This is a genomic window from Ligilactobacillus sp. LYQ135, from assembly GCF_053711055.1.
This window is the reverse complement of sequence record NZ_JBSJYT010000003.1, coordinates 18,710-34,459: the sequence shown is the minus strand read 5'-3', so window position 1 is coordinate 34,459 and position 15,750 is coordinate 18,710. Positions and strand designations below refer to the sequence as shown.

The 15,750-nt window shown below is 31.8% G+C and carries 17 protein-coding genes and 1 tRNA gene; 5 read left to right on the top strand and 13 right to left on the bottom strand.

Annotation, left to right across the window (positions count from 1 at the left end; genetic code table 11):
* Positions 1-27: 27 nt before the first annotated feature.
* The 6 genes from ytpR to ACWCL1_RS03725 form a co-directional block, all read right to left on the bottom strand.
* A complete protein-coding gene (gene ytpR, locus ACWCL1_RS03750) occupies positions 28-672 on the bottom strand; it encodes a YtpR family tRNA-binding protein (protein ID WP_454545579.1) in 645 nt (214 codons plus the stop codon).
* Between the two features lie 14 nt (positions 673-686).
* Positions 687-1,007 carry a thioredoxin family protein gene (locus ACWCL1_RS03745; RefSeq protein ID WP_454545578.1) on the bottom strand — a complete coding sequence of 107 codons (321 nt, stop codon included), beginning with the start codon at positions 1,005-1,007 and terminating at the stop codon, positions 687-689.
* A 2-nt stretch (positions 1,008-1,009) separates the two neighbouring features.
* Positions 1,010-1,663 (bottom strand): tRNA (guanosine(46)-N7)-methyltransferase TrmB, encoded by a 654-nt coding sequence (trmB, locus tag ACWCL1_RS03740; RefSeq protein ID WP_454545577.1) that lies wholly within the window; start codon positions 1,661-1,663, stop codon positions 1,010-1,012.
* A 65-nt stretch (positions 1,664-1,728) separates the two neighbouring features.
* Positions 1,729-2,529, bottom strand: a complete 801-nt coding sequence (locus tag ACWCL1_RS03735; protein ID WP_454545576.1) for a phosphotransferase family protein — start codon at positions 2,527-2,529, stop codon at positions 1,729-1,731.
* 64 nt (positions 2,530-2,593) lie between these two features.
* Positions 2,594-3,805 (bottom strand): ABC transporter permease, encoded by a 1,212-nt coding sequence (locus ACWCL1_RS03730; RefSeq protein WP_454545575.1) that lies wholly within the window; start codon positions 3,803-3,805, stop codon positions 2,594-2,596.
* On the bottom strand, positions 3,798-4,538 hold the full coding sequence (locus tag ACWCL1_RS03725; protein WP_454545574.1) for an ABC transporter ATP-binding protein: 741 nt from the start codon (positions 4,536-4,538) through the stop codon (positions 3,798-3,800). The genes ACWCL1_RS03730 and ACWCL1_RS03725 overlap by 8 nt, the downstream gene beginning before the upstream one ends.
* 90 nt (positions 4,539-4,628) lie before the next feature.
* On the opposite strand from ACWCL1_RS03725, the gene ACWCL1_RS03720 reads away from it, so the two are divergent.
* From ACWCL1_RS03720 to ACWCL1_RS03710, 3 genes are all read left to right on the top strand, one after another.
* Positions 4,629-5,063, top strand: coding sequence for an HIT family protein (locus tag ACWCL1_RS03720; protein WP_454545573.1), 435 nt, complete (start codon positions 4,629-4,631; stop codon positions 5,061-5,063).
* A gap of 1 nt (position 5,064) precedes the next feature.
* Complete coding sequence (locus tag ACWCL1_RS03715) at positions 5,065-5,367, top strand: hypothetical protein (protein ID WP_454545572.1); 303 nt, start codon at positions 5,065-5,067, stop codon at positions 5,365-5,367.
* 121 nt (positions 5,368-5,488) lie between these two features.
* On the top strand, positions 5,489-6,484 hold the full coding sequence (locus ACWCL1_RS03710; protein ID WP_454545738.1) for a peptidylprolyl isomerase PrsA: 996 nt from the start codon (positions 5,489-5,491) through the stop codon (positions 6,482-6,484).
* A gap of 131 nt (positions 6,485-6,615) precedes the next feature.
* Here the strand turns inward: ACWCL1_RS03710 and ACWCL1_RS03705 are convergent, their stop codons facing one another.
* The 6 genes from ACWCL1_RS03705 to ACWCL1_RS03680 form a co-directional block, all read right to left on the bottom strand.
* Positions 6,616-7,560: a 3'-5' exoribonuclease YhaM family protein gene (locus ACWCL1_RS03705; protein WP_454545571.1), complete on the bottom strand. Its 945-nt coding sequence runs from the start codon at positions 7,558-7,560 to the stop codon at positions 6,616-6,618.
* A 25-nt stretch (positions 7,561-7,585) separates the two neighbouring features.
* On the bottom strand, positions 7,586-9,700 hold the full coding sequence (locus ACWCL1_RS03700) for a PBP1A family penicillin-binding protein (protein WP_454545570.1): 2,115 nt from the start codon (positions 9,698-9,700) through the stop codon (positions 7,586-7,588).
* Positions 9,701-9,719: 19 nt separating this feature from the next.
* Positions 9,720-10,409 (bottom strand): hypothetical protein, encoded by a 690-nt coding sequence (locus tag ACWCL1_RS03695; protein WP_454545569.1) that lies wholly within the window; start codon positions 10,407-10,409, stop codon positions 9,720-9,722.
* 153 nt (positions 10,410-10,562) lie between these two features.
* Positions 10,563-12,257 (bottom strand): arginine--tRNA ligase, encoded by a 1,695-nt coding sequence (argS, locus tag ACWCL1_RS03690; protein ID WP_454545568.1) that lies wholly within the window; start codon positions 12,255-12,257, stop codon positions 10,563-10,565.
* Between the two features lie 223 nt (positions 12,258-12,480).
* A tRNA-Gly gene (locus ACWCL1_RS03685) sits at positions 12,481-12,551 on the bottom strand.
* 54 nt (positions 12,552-12,605) lie between these two features.
* Positions 12,606-12,911, bottom strand: coding sequence for a hypothetical protein (locus tag ACWCL1_RS03680; RefSeq protein ID WP_454545567.1), 306 nt, complete (start codon positions 12,909-12,911; stop codon positions 12,606-12,608).
* A 143-nt stretch (positions 12,912-13,054) separates the two neighbouring features.
* Here ACWCL1_RS03680 and ACWCL1_RS03675 point away from each other — a divergent pair, with 143 nt between their 5' ends.
* On the top strand, positions 13,055-13,792 hold the full coding sequence (locus tag ACWCL1_RS03675; protein ID WP_454545566.1) for a deoxynucleoside kinase: 738 nt from the start codon (positions 13,055-13,057) through the stop codon (positions 13,790-13,792).
* A 31-nt stretch (positions 13,793-13,823) separates the two neighbouring features.
* On the opposite strand, the gene ACWCL1_RS03670 is transcribed toward ACWCL1_RS03675, so the two are convergent.
* Positions 13,824-14,168, bottom strand: coding sequence for a hypothetical protein (locus ACWCL1_RS03670; protein WP_454545565.1), 345 nt, complete (start codon positions 14,166-14,168; stop codon positions 13,824-13,826).
* A 137-nt stretch (positions 14,169-14,305) separates the two neighbouring features.
* Between ACWCL1_RS03670 and pepV the strand changes: the two genes are divergently transcribed.
* Complete coding sequence (pepV, locus tag ACWCL1_RS03665; protein ID WP_454545564.1) at positions 14,306-15,706, top strand: dipeptidase PepV; 1,401 nt, start codon at positions 14,306-14,308, stop codon at positions 15,704-15,706.
* Positions 15,707-15,750: the final 44 nt, after the last annotated feature.

Sequence of the window (15,750 nt, the reverse complement as noted above, 5' to 3'; positions counted from 1 at the left end):
TATCACATATTCTTACTTTTTTGACTATTAATTTTTGGTAAATAATGTGGCTGCCTTATCAAAATCAAACTCTTCACCTGCATGATATTCATCAGCTGGTAAAACTAAAATTCCACGTTTTTGAGGCGCATTTGGTAAACCTAATTCACGTGCAGAGCAAATCATTCCATCACTTTTTACACCACGTAATTTACCATTCCAAATCATCGTTCCTGTTGGCATCATTGCACCTTCCTTAGCAACTACAACTGTTTGCCCAGCTTCAATGTTAGGTGCACCACAAACAATTTGCAAAACTTTACCAGTGTCAACTTTAGTTTGAGTAATATGCAAATGATCTGAATCGGGATGATTTTCAATTTTTTCAACATAACCAACTACAAATTTAGGTTCATCATCAAAAGTTAACAAATCATCAAAGCCAACCTTTTGTAATAATTGATTTAATTTATCAACTTGATCTTGAGTTAATTCAATTTGACCATTACCATTTAATCCTGACAAAGTTTTTGAAACCTCAAAAAAATTATATCCTAATGTTGCATTTGTTTTTTCATCAAAGATGCGTACAACATTGTCTTTTTTTTCATGACTTTGATTACTTGTATCAGCCTTTATCATTGTGATCAATACATCACCTAAATTAGCTGGATTATAACTTGCAATTAACACTAAAAATCACTTCCTTAATTAATCCCATTTAAGAAGTTTTCAACTTCTTTTTTAGTTTTACGCTCCTTATTGACAAAACGAGCAACTTCTTTTCCATCTTTGTAAACAATAAAACTTGGAATTCCCATTACAAACATTTCTTGGCATAAATCGATATTTTCATCACGATCGATTTTAATAAAATGATAATCAGAAAATTCTTTTTCAATTTCTGGCATTGCTGGTTTAATAAACCGGCAATCAGCACACCAGTCAGCAGTGAAGAATAATACATAATTTCCACTTGAAATTTTGTTTTCTAATTCATTTAAACTCATTTTAGGTAAAAGTTCCATAACTATTTCTCCTTTACATCCTTAAAACGTGCTTTTAATTTATAAATTGGACCTTTTTCTTTGAATTTTTCCTCATACTCAGTCATTACATTATCTTCTAAATCATCGCTTTGATGTAAGTCAAGCCAAACTTGCTCAAATTCCATTCCAAAGTTATTCATTGAAACAAGTGAATACTCAAATAAACCACGATTATCAGTTTTGAATTCAATGTATCCACTATCCTTCATTACACTTTGATATTGCTTCAAGAATGTAGGATAAGTTAATCTCCGTTTAGCTTGACGTTTTTTAGGCCATGGATCAGAAAAATTCAAATAAATCCCATCAACTTCATTTACTTCAAAATATTCAGTTAATCCCGCCCCATTTGCACGGACTAATTGCAAATTAGGAAGTTGGCGTTCTAATTGTTTCTTTAAAGCATAACCAGTTGCTACGGTTTGTAATTCTATTCCAATATAGTTATTTTCAGGATGGCGCGCAGCTTGTTCAACAATAAATTGCCCCTTCCCCATTCCAACTTCAATAAACAAAGGAGCGTTTTTTTTAAAGCGGCTTTGCCAATTTCCTTTTAATTTTTCCGGTTCTGTTACTACATATTGCGGATTTTCTTCAATTAATGGCTTAGCCCAAGGACGGTTTCTAAGTCTCATTTTAAATTCCTCTCTAAAAAATCAGAGGCTCAGACTGCTGTCTAGCCTCTCATTTGCAATATTTACTAAATTTCAAAATAATCTTGTTTTTCTACAATCTCAGATAACTTAATTATGTCTTGGTTCATTTCATGGAAACGACCACGCGAATGACGGTCCTCAATTACTTGGATTAAATTCACCATTGCATACCAATTTATCCGTTTTTTCAAATCTTCACTTGGTTCTTGTTGCAAGTATTGAATTAACCATTTTTGCCACTTATTGCGTGGGACATATTGACACATTAGCATACTTAAATCTAATGCAGGATCGGCTAATTTAGCAGAATCCCAATCAACTAAGTAAAGTTTGCCAGTATCAGATAATAACCAGTTTTTATGATTTAAATCGCCATGACATACTTCGTAATTCGAGCGCTCCAGTGATGGAATATTCGCTCTAAGAGCTTTTAACACCTTAGCAATTAAAGGATGAGTTCTCAAATCTGGAGATAAACGCATAAAACATTCATCTAACAAATCAGTTGGAGTAATTGTTAATCCTCCAACTTGACGCCACATTTTCTTCAAAAGTGAAGAATGATGTACCCGATATAATAACGCAGAAACGCGTTTTTCACCCATTTCATTTCGGTGTAAGTTTCTTCCCCTCATCCATTCTTGAGCAGTTAAAATATCACCTGAAGTCATTCGCTTAGTCCAAACTAATTTTGGCGTAATTCCTTCTAGTGAAAGAGCTGCTAAAAATGGTGAAGTATTCCGTTTTAAAAATAAACGGCGATCATTTTTTACACCCATATATGCCATTCCGGTATCACCATCGACTGGGAGAATGCGCCAACCAGTTTTTTGATTGGGTTTCATATTGCCACTCTCCTCCTACACATATCGATAACTAATTTAAGTCTACAAATTTAATAAAAAACTGTCAAGCCATTTTTATCATTCTCTTTTTTAAGATTTGTCCACTCAAAATCCACACTATTAAAAGTGAACTTCCGGCAAAAAATAAAGTCGTAATAAATGAATGACTCATGAAAAAAAGGATAATTACAAATGTAATAATTTGAATTAATTCAAGATTAATCAGCATTTTTTTAAACGCTTGTTGTTGCAAATTTAAACTAATAGGATATAAATGCGTAAAAACATTGTCATAATATTGTTCTGCTAATGGAATTAATTGAAATCCCGTCAAATAAACAAATAAACATGCAACTAAAACAACTAGCCACTTAATCTTTGTAAGCCCAATTAAAAGTCCACCTATAACTGTCAATCGAATAAATAAACTACTATATTCTGGACTCCGCCAAAATCCTCGCCAATATAAAAATATATATGTTTGTTTTTTATCAGATTTATATCTAGGCAAAAGCATATCCATATATTTTCTTCTTTTAATCGTTTGTTGGACTTCAGGAACATCTGTAAATAAACTAAAGAACTTATAAATTTTCATCATTCTTTTTTCCTCAAGTTCAACTGCACTTTTCCATTTGAAAACGTGTTTTTGTTGCCATTTATTTTGTAAACAACTAATACTTAATAAATAAATTACTGCAATACATCCATCTAATATTGGGTTTATTAAAGTTCCACAAATGATTCCAAGCGATGGAAATAAGAATTTAATCGTTAAAAATACTTTTTTTAAATCCTCATTAAATAATTCTACCTTATCTAAAATTAACTCTCCACTTTTAAATAAAACCTGACTTACTAAAATGACAATCCAACCAAATAAGGTAAAATCAAGAATCTTAACTAAAAATGGAACTAAGAAAAGTGTTAAGATGCTTTGAATAATTCCATTAACAATCATGCCATGATGAACCGCTTTTTTTAAGTATTCATCAATTCGATAATCATTAGGTAATAAAAAAACAATATCAGGTTGTTTTAACAACGTTGCAAACTTGCCAATTTGAAGAATAATTAACAAAATAACAATTGCAATTAAACTGTCTAAAAATGTCTGTGGCTGAATATAATTATCAATTAACTTAACATACCCATAACAAATTGCTCCAAAAATAAAAAATAGCGCAATTATAAAATGATCATTAAATACATATCGTAAATACCTTAGTATTTTTTTTTGATATTGATTTAGTCGTTGATTCCACAGTTTAGCCATTGTGATTTTCCTCCTGAGTCATCCCTAAATAAATATCAGATAAACTTGCATTTTCATTAGAAGCTTGCTGCTTTAATTGTTCTAGATTTCCTTGAGCTTTTACCTTCCCGTTATTAATCATTACAAACCGATCACAAACTTGTTCTGCTGTACTTAATACGTGAGTTGACATTAAGACTGCAGCTCCTTGATTTTTTACTTCTGTAATTAATGAAATCAAATCATTAATTGCAAGTGGATCTAATCCATAAAATGGTTCATCAATAATAAATACCTCTGCATCTGTCATAAATGCAGTAATAATCATTACTTTTTGCCGCATCCCCTTTGAAAAATTAGCTGGAAACCAATCTAACTTTTTATCAAGACGAAACATTTTTAATAACCGCTTGGCTTTTTCCCACGCTTTTTTCTCATCTAATTGATATGCCATAATTGTTAATTCTAAATGTTCTTTTAATGTTAATTCATCATATAAAATTGGAGTTTCTGGTATATATACTAATTTTGATTTATAAAATTGCGGATCAGCTAATAAACTTTTTCCATCAATTGTAATTGTGCCTTTTTGGGGTTCTAATAAACCAATAATATGTTTAATCGTAGTTGACTTACCTGCCCCATTTAATCCAATTAACCCCACTAATTCATGTGGTTTTACTTCAAATGAAATATCTTTTAAAACGGGAATTTGAGAGTATCCCCCAACTAAATGACTAATTTTTAATGTCATCCTCTTATTCCTTTCACATTATTGTTAGTGAAAATTATACCATGTTTAGTTATACTGGAAAGTGAAATATATATTGAAAGAAGGATAATTATGGCAACTGATTGCATTTTTTGTAAAATTATTAATGGTGAAATTCCTAGCATAAAAGTATATGAAGACGACGATGTAGTTGCGTTTCTCGATATTTCTCAAACAACTCCAGGTCATACTTTAATGGTTCCAAAAAAGCACGTTGCAAATATTTTTGAATATGATGATCAACTTGCTCAAAAAGTACTTGCCAAAATTCCGATGATGGCGCGTGCAGTGCAAAAAGCAAATCCTAAAACTAAAGGATTAAATATTGTTAATAATAATGGTGAAGTCGCATATCAATCTGTATTTCACTCACATATTCATTTCATTCCACGGTTTACACGTGATTCAGATGATTTTGCAATAAAATTTACTGATAACTCTAGCAAATATACTCAAGCGCAATTAAATGAAATTGCTTCTAAAATCAAAAATAATTTGGAGGAATAACATGAAAAAATTTCTTTTTCGTTTCTTACTTGTATCAGGAACATTAGCAGGAATTGCTTATTTAAAGAAAGATCAAATTTTAGATGCACTTATCAAATATTCAATTGATGTGAGTCGTTTAAATAACTCTGTTGATGATGTAATTGATAAATCTTTTACTTTAAAGGATAAAATTACTCAAGCTAAAAAAACATTTAGTGATGCCAAAGAAGATTTTTCTGATTTAAGCAATGATATCACTAACTATACAAATAATATTAATCCAATTGTGGAAAATATTAAAAAAGATTTAGATCATGAGTAGAACAAAAACGTAACAATCTATGAATTTTCTCAGAATTTTATGACGCTTAAAATTCTTTATGTTATAGTTATAACTGTTATTTAAAAAAATAGAATGGATGTGTTTATTTCTCATGAAAAAAATGAAAAAACTGCTAGTTGCAGCTTTAGGAGTTTTAATGACATTTAGTTTAGCTGCTTGCTCAAAAACAGTTGCAACTACTTCTGGTGGTAAAATCACTGAAAGTGAATATTATGACCAAATGAAGCAAACACAAAGTGGTAAGCAAGTTTTACAACAAATGATCTTAGATAAAGTTTTAGAAAAAGACTACGGTAGCAAAGTTTCTAAAAAAGAAGTTAATAAACAATATAATGAACTTAAAAGCCAATATGGTTCTTCATTCTCAAGTGCATTGGAACAAAATGGGTTAACACCTTCATCATTAAAGAAACAAATTCGTTCTAACTTATTACTTCGTCAAGCTGTAATCGCTAATACTAAGATTACAAACAAAATGTTAAAAGAACAATGGAAATCATATGAACCTAAAATCACAGTTGCTCATATCTTAGTTTCAAAAGAATCTGAAGCTCAAGATATTATTAATAAACTTAAAGAAGATGGCAGTTACAGTAACTTTAAAAAGTTAGCTAAAAAATATTCAACTGATGAAAGTACTAAGGATAGTGGCGGAAAATTACCTGCATTTGATAATACTGATACTCAATTAGACAGTGCATTCAAGAAAGCCGCTTTCAAGTTAAAAACTGGTCAATTTACAGAAACACCTGTTAAAACTGACTATGGTTACCAAATCATTTACTGCATCAAGAATCCTGGAAAAGGTAAGATGAAAGATCATACTAAAGAATTGAAGAATCAAATAATTGATGAAGAAATGAACAACTCAACAACCTTACAGAATGTAATTTCTAAGGTATTGAAGAATGGTGATGTTTCAATTAAAGATAAAGATTTACAAAACATCTTAGCAAACTATACTTCAACATCATCAACTACAACTGGCACTACTGCAGAAAATTCTTCAACTGAAAGTTCTGCTACTTCACAATCATCAAGTGCTGCTGAATCATCAAATGCTAGTTCAATAGCAGAAAGTAGTTCTGCAAATTAATTTATTAATAAATTTCAAAAAGACTGTAACACAAGTTATAGTCTTTTTTAATGTCCTTTATTACACTTTGTTTTTGTCTAAATCAAAAAGACCGTAAGTCAATTACGGTCTTTTATTCTAAATTTATCAGATCATTTTTCTGGTTTATAAAAATTACGTCCATCTAATCCAAAGATCCGTTCGGAAAATTCGCCATTTTCAGTATGTTCCAAGGCTCCCTTCATCATTTGAATTGAGGCATCTAAATCATCCAAATGATGTAGCACTTCAGCTTCCACAATATGAGGTTGAACTGGGGAACCATATTCTAATAAGCCATGATGTGCAAGAATCATATGGCGTAATAAAATTGTATCCTCAGCCTGTTCATCAATTCTTAACTCTTGGCATGCTTTTACAATTTGTTCATCAATTAATACAATGTGACCAATTAGATTTCCTTCTAGTGTATATTTGGTTGCAATTGGTCCTGAAAGCTCAATGGTCTTACCTAAATCATGCAAAATTGCTCCTGCATACAATAATGAACGATCAATTATATCATATTCATTAGCAACCGTTTTGGCTAACCGTAAAATTGATAAGGTATGATAAGCTAAACCACCGGCAAATGCATGATGATTCTTTTTAGCAGCTGGAAAATTAAAGAAACTATCATGATACTTTTTAATTAAGTAGTGCACGATTTTATTCCAGGTTGGATTTTGAATTTGAATAAAAAACTCATTAAATTCTTTTTCCATTTGCTTAGTATCTTCTGGAGCTTTTTGAATAAAATCAAGTGGATTATTGGGTTCATCTTCATGAGGTAAGTGCAAATTAAAAATTTTAATTTGTGGATTATTTTGATAGTTTTCTCGCTTTCCATTAATATGAACTACTTTTCCTTCAGTAAAGTTTTGAATATCTTGATCTGAAGCATCCCAGAATTTTGCTGCAATTTCACCTGACTGATCACAAAATACAAATGAGATGAATTTCGACCCATTTTTGGCAATCCGAACATCAGCTGTTTTAATCAATGCAAATAAATCCATATTTTCATCAACTTTATAGTCAAAAATTTGTTTCGCCATTTTATCGCCCTCTATTCCTTAATTATTAATTGAATAATCCTTTTAACTGTTGCTTAAATTCATTTGCTTTTTCTTGGACAGCATTTCCGAAATTTTTTCCAGCTTCAACAACATTACTCCAAAAATCATTTGTTGTACTACTTGATGAAGATGAACTTGACTGGCTTGCTTTATTTGCAAGTGTAGAAGCCGCTTGAACATTAAAGGAAGTTTGTTTAGTCGTCGGAATGATCCCTTCCATTTCAGTTTTAAATAATCCGGCACCTTCATCAGCACCATATTCACTTAAACTGTATTTATCTGAATCATACCCCATCCAAGTAGCTACGACTACATCGGGAGTATATCCTACAAACCAATGATCATCTTCAGCATTTCCATTTTGATTAATGTCATCAGTACTTTGAGTAGAACCTGTTTTACCTGCAATTGTATAACCACTTGGTTTAGCACTTACCCCTGTACCTTGTGTATAAACATCAATCATCATACTTGTCATTTCTTTAGCAACTTTCTTTGACATTACGCGTTTATGCTTAATTTTAGTATTATCAACGATCACTTTACCAGAAGGATCTTCAATTTTAGTAATCAAATGTGGTTCATAGCGAACACCGTTGTTGGCAAATGCAGTATAAGCACTTGCAATTTGATATGGAGAAACTCCCTTTTTCAATCCACCTAATGCTAAACTTAAATTGTCATCAGATTTTGAAAGTTTAATTCCAAATTTCTCAACAGAATCATATCCTTTTTGAACTCCAATCTTATTAAGTAGCCATACAGCAGAAGTATTTTTACTTAATGCAAGGGCTTCATACATTGGAATTTTTCCTTGATATACATTATTCCAGTTATGTGGAGTATATTTGTTTGAACCATATGATTGTAATTTATCTTCTACCATTGAATCATAATGATAGCCATTTTCAAGTGCTGGAGTATAAACAGCTAATGGCTTAATGGTTGAGCCAGGTGAACGCACTAATTGAGTAGCACGATTATATCCACGAAAAACATGTGTCCCAGAACGCCCACCTACCAATGCAGTTACTCCACCATTATCAGGATCAATTGCAATTGAAGACGCTTGAGCTTGAGTACCATCTACTTGTGCTGCTGGGAACAAGTTTGGATTAGCAAATGCTTGTTGCATTACTTTTTGTTGACTTTGATCTAATGAAGTATAGATTTTATATCCACCGTTCATAATTTCTTTTTCAGATAGATCATACTCATTAATTGCTTCATTGATAACTGCATCAAAATAATATGGATAATTGTAACCTGACTCATAATTATAAGTATTATGAGTCACCATTGGTGTTTGTTGATAAGTTTCCATTTCCGATTTAGAAATCTTCTTGTTTTCATACATCATCTGCAATACTAAATTTCTTCTCTTTTTAGATGCTTCTGGATGATCAGTAGGATTAAAGCCACTTGGATTCGTCAACATTCCAGCTAAAGTTGCTGCTTGAGGAACTGTTAATTGTGACGCTGAAACTCCGAAATAACGTTTAGCAGCATCTTGAACTCCCCAAACTCCATTTCCAAAATATGCATTGTTTAAATACATCGTCAAAATTTCATTTTTACTATATGTATTTTCAACTTGCATTGCAATAAAAATTTCTTTTGCTTTTCTTGAAAAAGTTTGTTCTTGGGATAAGAAAGCATTTTTTACTAATTGTTGAGTAATTGTGCTTCCGCCTCCACTAATTGTATCTTGACCTAAAATTCGATTTCGTACAAGTAAAACTCCAGCCCTTGCAATTCCTTTAATTGAAAATCCATATTCATGATAAAAATTACGATCTTCAGTTGATAAAACCGCATCAGGAACATTTTTAGAAATTTTAGATAAAGGTACCCATGTCCCTTTTTGTGAATATAAAGACCCCGCTTTTTTACCAGAAGAATCATATACTAAAGTGGCTTGTTGTAATCTTGCTTTTAGTTGATCGACATTAGAAGTTTTAGCAATGTATACTAGACGTATACTAACTACTAAAAAGACTGATAAAAAAACAATTAAAAGCCATTTCCAAATTTGATATCGATGCCATTTAGCTTTAAACCAATGCCAAAAAATTTGCCACTTGTTCAGTAGCCATTCTTTTATTTCTGAATTTTTCATTCACTAAACGTCCTTCTACCTAAATTTCGCTTTGCCTTTTGTCAAGGTATTCCCGCTTTAATATTATACTCTTCCATTTAATTCGAGCAATTTTCTTTTTCTTTAAATCATTAATCGAATTTACAATTGCTTGATTAGTTGCAATTGCTAATGATTCTAAATCACAATGACGAACATGTAATGCAATTTCTTTTGCAGAAATTGGATGTCCATACTGTTTCGCCAAGTAAAAGATAATATTTTTTATTCGTTCCGAAATAGTTACATTTGTGCAAACAATTTGCTGATTAATAATACAATCTAAAAAAGAATGAATCGATTGTTCCATGAATTCATGAAATTTAAAACTATGCTTTTTTAAAAAAGAAACATCCTTGGTTGAAATTGCAATTAAATCAGTGGTTCGACAAACATATCCTTTTTCAAAAGAACCACTTTGCAGTAAATAATTTGAATAGTGTGGAAAATAACTACTATTGTCATATATCACTCGCCACTGAGTGCCACTAAGTGTAGTTACAGGAAAAATTAAAACTCCTGTGTTATTAATAACAAAAAATTTATATCTTCTTAACTCACTTTGAGAAATACTACATTCTAAACGCGCATCAAAGTGATAATATTTGCTTCTTTCTGCAATTTCTTTTAGTTGCGAGTAACTTAATCCTGTACGCTGCATTAAAAAATTCATCTTCTTTTTAAATCCCATTAACTATACTCCTTTATCCTTTTTAAATCTATATTGTACAGGATGTTAATCAATTTTACCATAATGAATTATAATCAAAATTTTTTACGCAAATTAAAAAGAGAATGTGCAATTAACCTCACATCCTCTTTTTAAAATTATTATTCTGTTATTCTACATTTCATCTGGAGCTTTAACACCTAATAAACGAAGTGCTTCTTTCAACACGATTGCAACACTTTGAACTAATGCTAACCGTTCATTCTTTTGACCATCATCTACTAAAATTTTAGTATGTGCATAATATTTGTTAAATGCCTTTGCCAAGTGAATTGCATATTTAGCAATTATTGATGGTTCATATTCTTTAACTGCACGTTGAATATTCATTGAGAAATCACCAATTAATCTTTCTGTCTCCCATGCATCTGGATCTTTTAATCCTGAAACTTGTAATTCAGTTTCTTCTGTAATGCCCGCTTTCCTTAAAATACTCATTGCACGTGCGTGTGAATATTGAACATATGGTCCGGTTTCACCTTCAAAACGAACCACTTCTTCTAGGTCAAAATCAAATTGATTCATCCGATCATTTTTCAAATCATGGAAAACAACAGCACCGACACCAACTTCATTAGCAACTTCTGCTTTGTTTTCAAGTGAAGGATTCTTTTCTTCAATTTGTTCCTGAGCTAATTTAACCGCATCATCTAAAACTTCTTCTAATAAAATGATGTTTCCACGCCGTGTTGATAATTTTTTACCACCTGATGTAATTAATCCAAAAGCAACGTGGTGCATGTCTTTTGCCCAATCATAGCCCATTTCCTTTAAAACAGCGACTAATTGATGGAAGTGATTTGATTGTTCATTTCCCATTACATATAATGATTGAACAAAGTTATATGTCTTTTTCCGATAAATTGCAGCTGCTAAGTCACGTGTAATATATAAACTTGATCCATCTGATTTTTGAATTAAAGCTGGATTTAAATTATATTTTGACAAGTCTACAATTTCTGCACCGTGACTTTCCTTTAATAATCCTTTTTCCTTTAATTCATCAATAACTGCTTGCATTTTATCATTGTAAAAAGCTTCTCCATTATATGAATCAAAGGTAATTCCTAACCGTTTATAAATTCCCATGAAAAAGTTTAAAGATTCTTCACGGAACCATTTCCAAAGACGAGTAGCTTCTTCATCGCCTTCTTCAAGTTTTTTAAACCAAGCACGTGCCTCATCATCTAATTGAGGATTTTCTTGATCTTCTTCGTGGAAACGCACATAATATTTCAATAATGTATTAATTGGATCTTTCTTTACATCTTCTTCGTTTCCCCAAAGTTTATATGCCTCAATTAATTTCCCAAATTGAGTTCCCCAATCTCCTAAGTGGTTAATTTTGATTGGCTTGTAATTTGTTTTCTTCAATAGTTCAGCCAAGGAATTACCAATTACAGTTGAACGTAAATGTCCCATTGACATTGGTTTAGCAATATTAGGTGAAGACATATCAATTGTTACATTACCTTCATTACCTAAATTCAAATCACCATAGTGTTCTTTTTGATCTAACACTTGTTGGATAATTTCGCCACCAACTTTTTGCTTATCTAAAAAGAAATTTACATAAGGACCAGCAGCTTCAACTTTTTCAAAACCATCTTGATCAACTTTTTCAACAATTTCTTGTGCAATGATTTGGGGTGCTTTACGCATTGTTTTAGCTAATAAAAATGCTGGGAATGCATAATCTCCCATTTTTAAATTTTTAGGAACTTCAATTTTGTCAACAATTTGATCCAATGTTAAATCATCACCGACAACATCAAATATCGCTTGAGCTACATTTTGCTTATAATCCATAATAATTCCTCCTTGATAAATAAAAAAAGTCCCTTACAAAAAATGTAAGAGACGAGTTATCCCGCGGTACCACTCTAATTGATTAAACAGTAATCCACTTAAATTATTAAATTAGTTATTCTAAGAAGTGCGATTCAGTCCATTCCTATATCCGGCTTCCATCATCCCGAACTCGCTGTGATATTCCAAGACCTACTAGTTTCTATGATTGAATAAAATTCCAAGCGGATGACGAGAATCGAACTCGCGACACCAGCTTGGGAAGCTGGGGTTTTACCACTAAACTACACCCGCATCTTTGAGTAATAGTATAGCATAAATTTCCCTAAAATGTTAATTAATATTTAATTATTTTTCTGTGCTTACATCATCATTTTCAGCATTTGTTGCTGCATTACTTGAATTCGTTTCACTTTTCTTAACCTTAGCGAGTTCAATTTCCATGCCATCTTTATAATGTTTCATTTCTTTTAACCGTACAATTGCTTGGTTATGTAAATCTCCCACCGCAATTTTATCTTCTGGATCATATTGATCTAGACGAACTAAAGCTGAGTTTTCGTAAATTTTTTCAACTTTACCAGTAAAATTATGCTTTAATGGTCCGAAAGCTTTGCATAATACGCTATCGCCAACCTTAAATTTCTTTTCCATATCGAGCACTTCCTTATCATGAATTTCTAAAAGATATTACCAAATTTTACAATAGATTGCAACTTATCTCTCTTTTAAAATTGATTTATCACTTTTTAAAATGTAAAATTACAAATGATGCTTTAACTAAAGGAGAAATTATCATGATTACACTAGCTGGAATTATTGGTTCTGGAAAATCAACAATGACTGAAATATTATCTAAAGAATTAGGATCACAAGCTTTTTTTGAACCAGTTGAAGATAATCCGGTTCTACCACTATTCTATAAGGGAAATGAAATTGCTGCTAAAAAACGTGCTGCAGGCGATCAAGATGCTACTAACCCTTATACTTACCTACTACAAACTTTTTTTGTAAATCGCCGTTTTAGAATGATCAAAGAAGCAAAAAAAGAAGCTAATAACATCTTAGATCGTTCAATTTATGAAGATGCGTTGTTTATGAAAATGAATACCGATATGGGAAATGCAACTGCAGTTGAATACTCAACTTATCAAGAACTATTACAAAATATGTTAGATGAACTTCAATATGCAAGTGGCGTTGATTCAAAAGATCTCATGATTTTTATCAAGGTTTCATATGAAACGATGTTAAAACGAATCAAGAAACGTGGACGTGATTATGAACAAGTTGAATCTGATCCTACCTTACCTGAATATTATCAAAATTTATTGAAATATTATGATCGATGGTTAGATTGGTACAAAAAAACTGGTAAATCACCTTTAATCATTATTGATGGCGATAAATATGACTTTGTTGACAGCATTGCAGATCGTAATTTTCTTTTAGATCAAATTGAAGATAAATTAGTTGAATTAAATCATATTACGCGCACTCAAGCTGACCAATTAAAGGCGCAACGTTATAAATAAAAAATCTGTGACTTTTACGTCACAGATTTTTTTATGAGTTGCTTTTAATAAGAAGTTCAATTGCATTTAAGTCAATTTTGCTTGAAACAATTCCTGCGATTGAGTAAAGATCAAGGAAAAAGCCTAATATTCCCATTGATCCATTAAAAATTAACAGCAATGAACTAAAAAATAAAATTTGACTTAAAACCATCCATCTTCTTTTTTCACGATTTAAAGATCTAATTTCTTTTAATTCATCCCCAGATAAACTTCGTGGATCGCGAGCAACGTTGTTCATCCGTAATTTAGCTAGTTTAAAATTAACCCGTATATTGTAAACTGTTAAAATCACAAATACGATGTATACTAGTACAACACCAAATGTGTTCGTCATTTAATGCCTTCTTTCTAACATATTTTCCTGTAAAATTATAACATAAATCAGATTAAAAAAATGAAATTGTAATTAAACTTTTCTTTGTCATTTCCAATGTGATAATATTAAATTATTAACATTAAGGAGGCTACATTATGGCTATTGATTGGAAAAAAGAAGCTGAAAGTCGGCGTGACGATCTTTTAGCAGATTTAAAATCAATGTTACGCATTGAAAGTGTTCGTGATGAAAGCAAAAAAACAAAGGATGCACCTTTAGGACCAGGTCCTAAAGCTGGCTTAGATCAATTTTTAAGCATCGCAGATCGGGATGGCTTTAAAACTACAAACATCGATGGCATGGCTGGGGAAATTTCATTCGGAGATGGCGATGAAACTTTAGGAATCTTAGCTCACGTTGATGTTATGCCTGCGGGCAATGGCTGGAATACTGATCCATTTGATCCTGTAATTAAAGATGGCCGTTTATATGCTCGGGGTGCTTCAGATGATAAAGGTCCTAGCATGGCAGCATACTATGGCTTAAAGATCATTAAAGATTTAGGCTTACCTGTAAGTAAAAAAGTAGCCTTTATCCTAGGTACTGATGAAGAAAGTTCATGGCGTGGAATGGATTATTACTTTAAAAACATGCCTGAACCAGATTTTGGATTCTCACCAGATGCCTTCTTCCCTATTATTAATGGTGAAAAAGGAAATGTAACTTTTGACGCTAAATTTGCTCCAACTAATGGTGGCAAATATGAACTTGTTAAATTTGATTCTGGATTACGTGAAAACATGGTTCCACGTGATGCTGAAGCTTGGATTAAAGCAGATAGCTATGATGAAATGATTAAAAAATTTGATGAATTTATCGCTGAAAATCCAGTTGTTGGTGAAGCTGATGTTCGTGATGGTCAATTATACATTCATGTAATTGGTAAAGCTGCTCACGCTCAAGAACCAAAACGTGGAATTAATGCTGGTACATACCTTGCATTATTCTTAAATCAATTTGATTTTGAAAATGGAGCTAAAAATTTCATTGCATTTTCAGCTGAAAAATTACACCTAGACTCACGTTTAAATAACTTTGATATTGCTTATACAGATGATGTTATGGGTGATTTAACAATGAACGCTGGGATTTTTAAATTTGATGAAGAAAATGGTGGTTCAATCACATTAAACTTCCGTTATCCAAAAGGTACTGATCCAGAATACATTAATAAAGGACTTAACTCAACTGCTGATGAATACCATGCAACATTCGTCCAACATGAAGGCGGAATGGTTCCACACTATGTTTCTGAAGATGATCCATTGGTTAAGACTCTCTTGAATGTATATCGTGAACAAACTGGTGAAGATGCTCACGGTCAAGTTGTTGGTGGTGGAACATATGGTCGTTTAATGAAACGTGGTGTTGCCTTTGGTGCAATGTTCCCTGGTGTTCCTGATACAATGCATCAAGCAAACGAATTTATTCCAGTTGATGATTTAATCCGTGCTGCTGCAATCTATGCACAAGGAATTTATGAACTAATTAAATAAAATTAACTTCTCAAAGCCTGCGACTTATGTCACAGGCTTATTTT

What these genes read in the sequence shown, in the direction of transcription:
- ACWCL1_RS03745 (WP_454545578.1), bottom strand. Translation starts at nt 1,007, where the DNA reads ATGGAACTTTTACCTAAAATGAGTTTAAATGAATTAGAAAACAAAATT.
- trmB (WP_454545577.1), bottom strand. Translation starts at nt 1,663, where the DNA reads ATGAGACTTAGAAACCGTCCTTGGGCTAAGCCATTAATTGAAGAAAAT.
- ACWCL1_RS03735 (WP_454545576.1), bottom strand. Translation starts at nt 2,529, where the DNA reads ATGAAACCCAATCAAAAAACTGGTTGGCGCATTCTCCCAGTCGATGGT.
- ACWCL1_RS03730 (WP_454545575.1), bottom strand. Translation starts at nt 3,805, where the DNA reads ATGGCTAAACTGTGGAATCAACGACTAAATCAATATCAAAAAAAAATA.
- ACWCL1_RS03725 (WP_454545574.1), bottom strand. Translation starts at nt 4,538, where the DNA reads ATGACATTAAAAATTAGTCATTTAGTTGGGGGATACTCTCAAATTCCC.
- ACWCL1_RS03720 (WP_454545573.1), top strand. Translation starts at nt 4,629, where the DNA reads ATGGCAACTGATTGCATTTTTTGTAAAATTATTAATGGTGAAATTCCT.
- ACWCL1_RS03715 (WP_454545572.1), top strand. Translation starts at nt 5,065, where the DNA reads ATGAAAAAATTTCTTTTTCGTTTCTTACTTGTATCAGGAACATTAGCA.
- ACWCL1_RS03710 (WP_454545738.1), top strand. Translation starts at nt 5,489, where the DNA reads ATGAAAAAACTGCTAGTTGCAGCTTTAGGAGTTTTAATGACATTTAGT.
- ACWCL1_RS03705 (WP_454545571.1), bottom strand. Translation starts at nt 7,560, where the DNA reads ATGGCGAAACAAATTTTTGACTATAAAGTTGATGAAAATATGGATTTA.
- ACWCL1_RS03700 (WP_454545570.1), bottom strand. Translation starts at nt 9,700, where the DNA reads ATGAAAAATTCAGAAATAAAAGAATGGCTACTGAACAAGTGGCAAATT.
- ACWCL1_RS03695 (WP_454545569.1), bottom strand. Translation starts at nt 10,409, where the DNA reads ATGGGATTTAAAAAGAAGATGAATTTTTTAATGCAGCGTACAGGATTA.
- argS (WP_454545568.1), bottom strand. Translation starts at nt 12,257, where the DNA reads ATGGATTATAAGCAAAATGTAGCTCAAGCGATATTTGATGTTGTCGGT.
- ACWCL1_RS03680 (WP_454545567.1), bottom strand. Translation starts at nt 12,911, where the DNA reads ATGGAAAAGAAATTTAAGGTTGGCGATAGCGTATTATGCAAAGCTTTC.
- ACWCL1_RS03675 (WP_454545566.1), top strand. Translation starts at nt 13,055, where the DNA reads ATGATTACACTAGCTGGAATTATTGGTTCTGGAAAATCAACAATGACT.
- ACWCL1_RS03670 (WP_454545565.1), bottom strand. Translation starts at nt 14,168, where the DNA reads ATGACGAACACATTTGGTGTTGTACTAGTATACATCGTATTTGTGATT.
- pepV (WP_454545564.1), top strand. Translation starts at nt 14,306, where the DNA reads ATGGCTATTGATTGGAAAAAAGAAGCTGAAAGTCGGCGTGACGATCTT.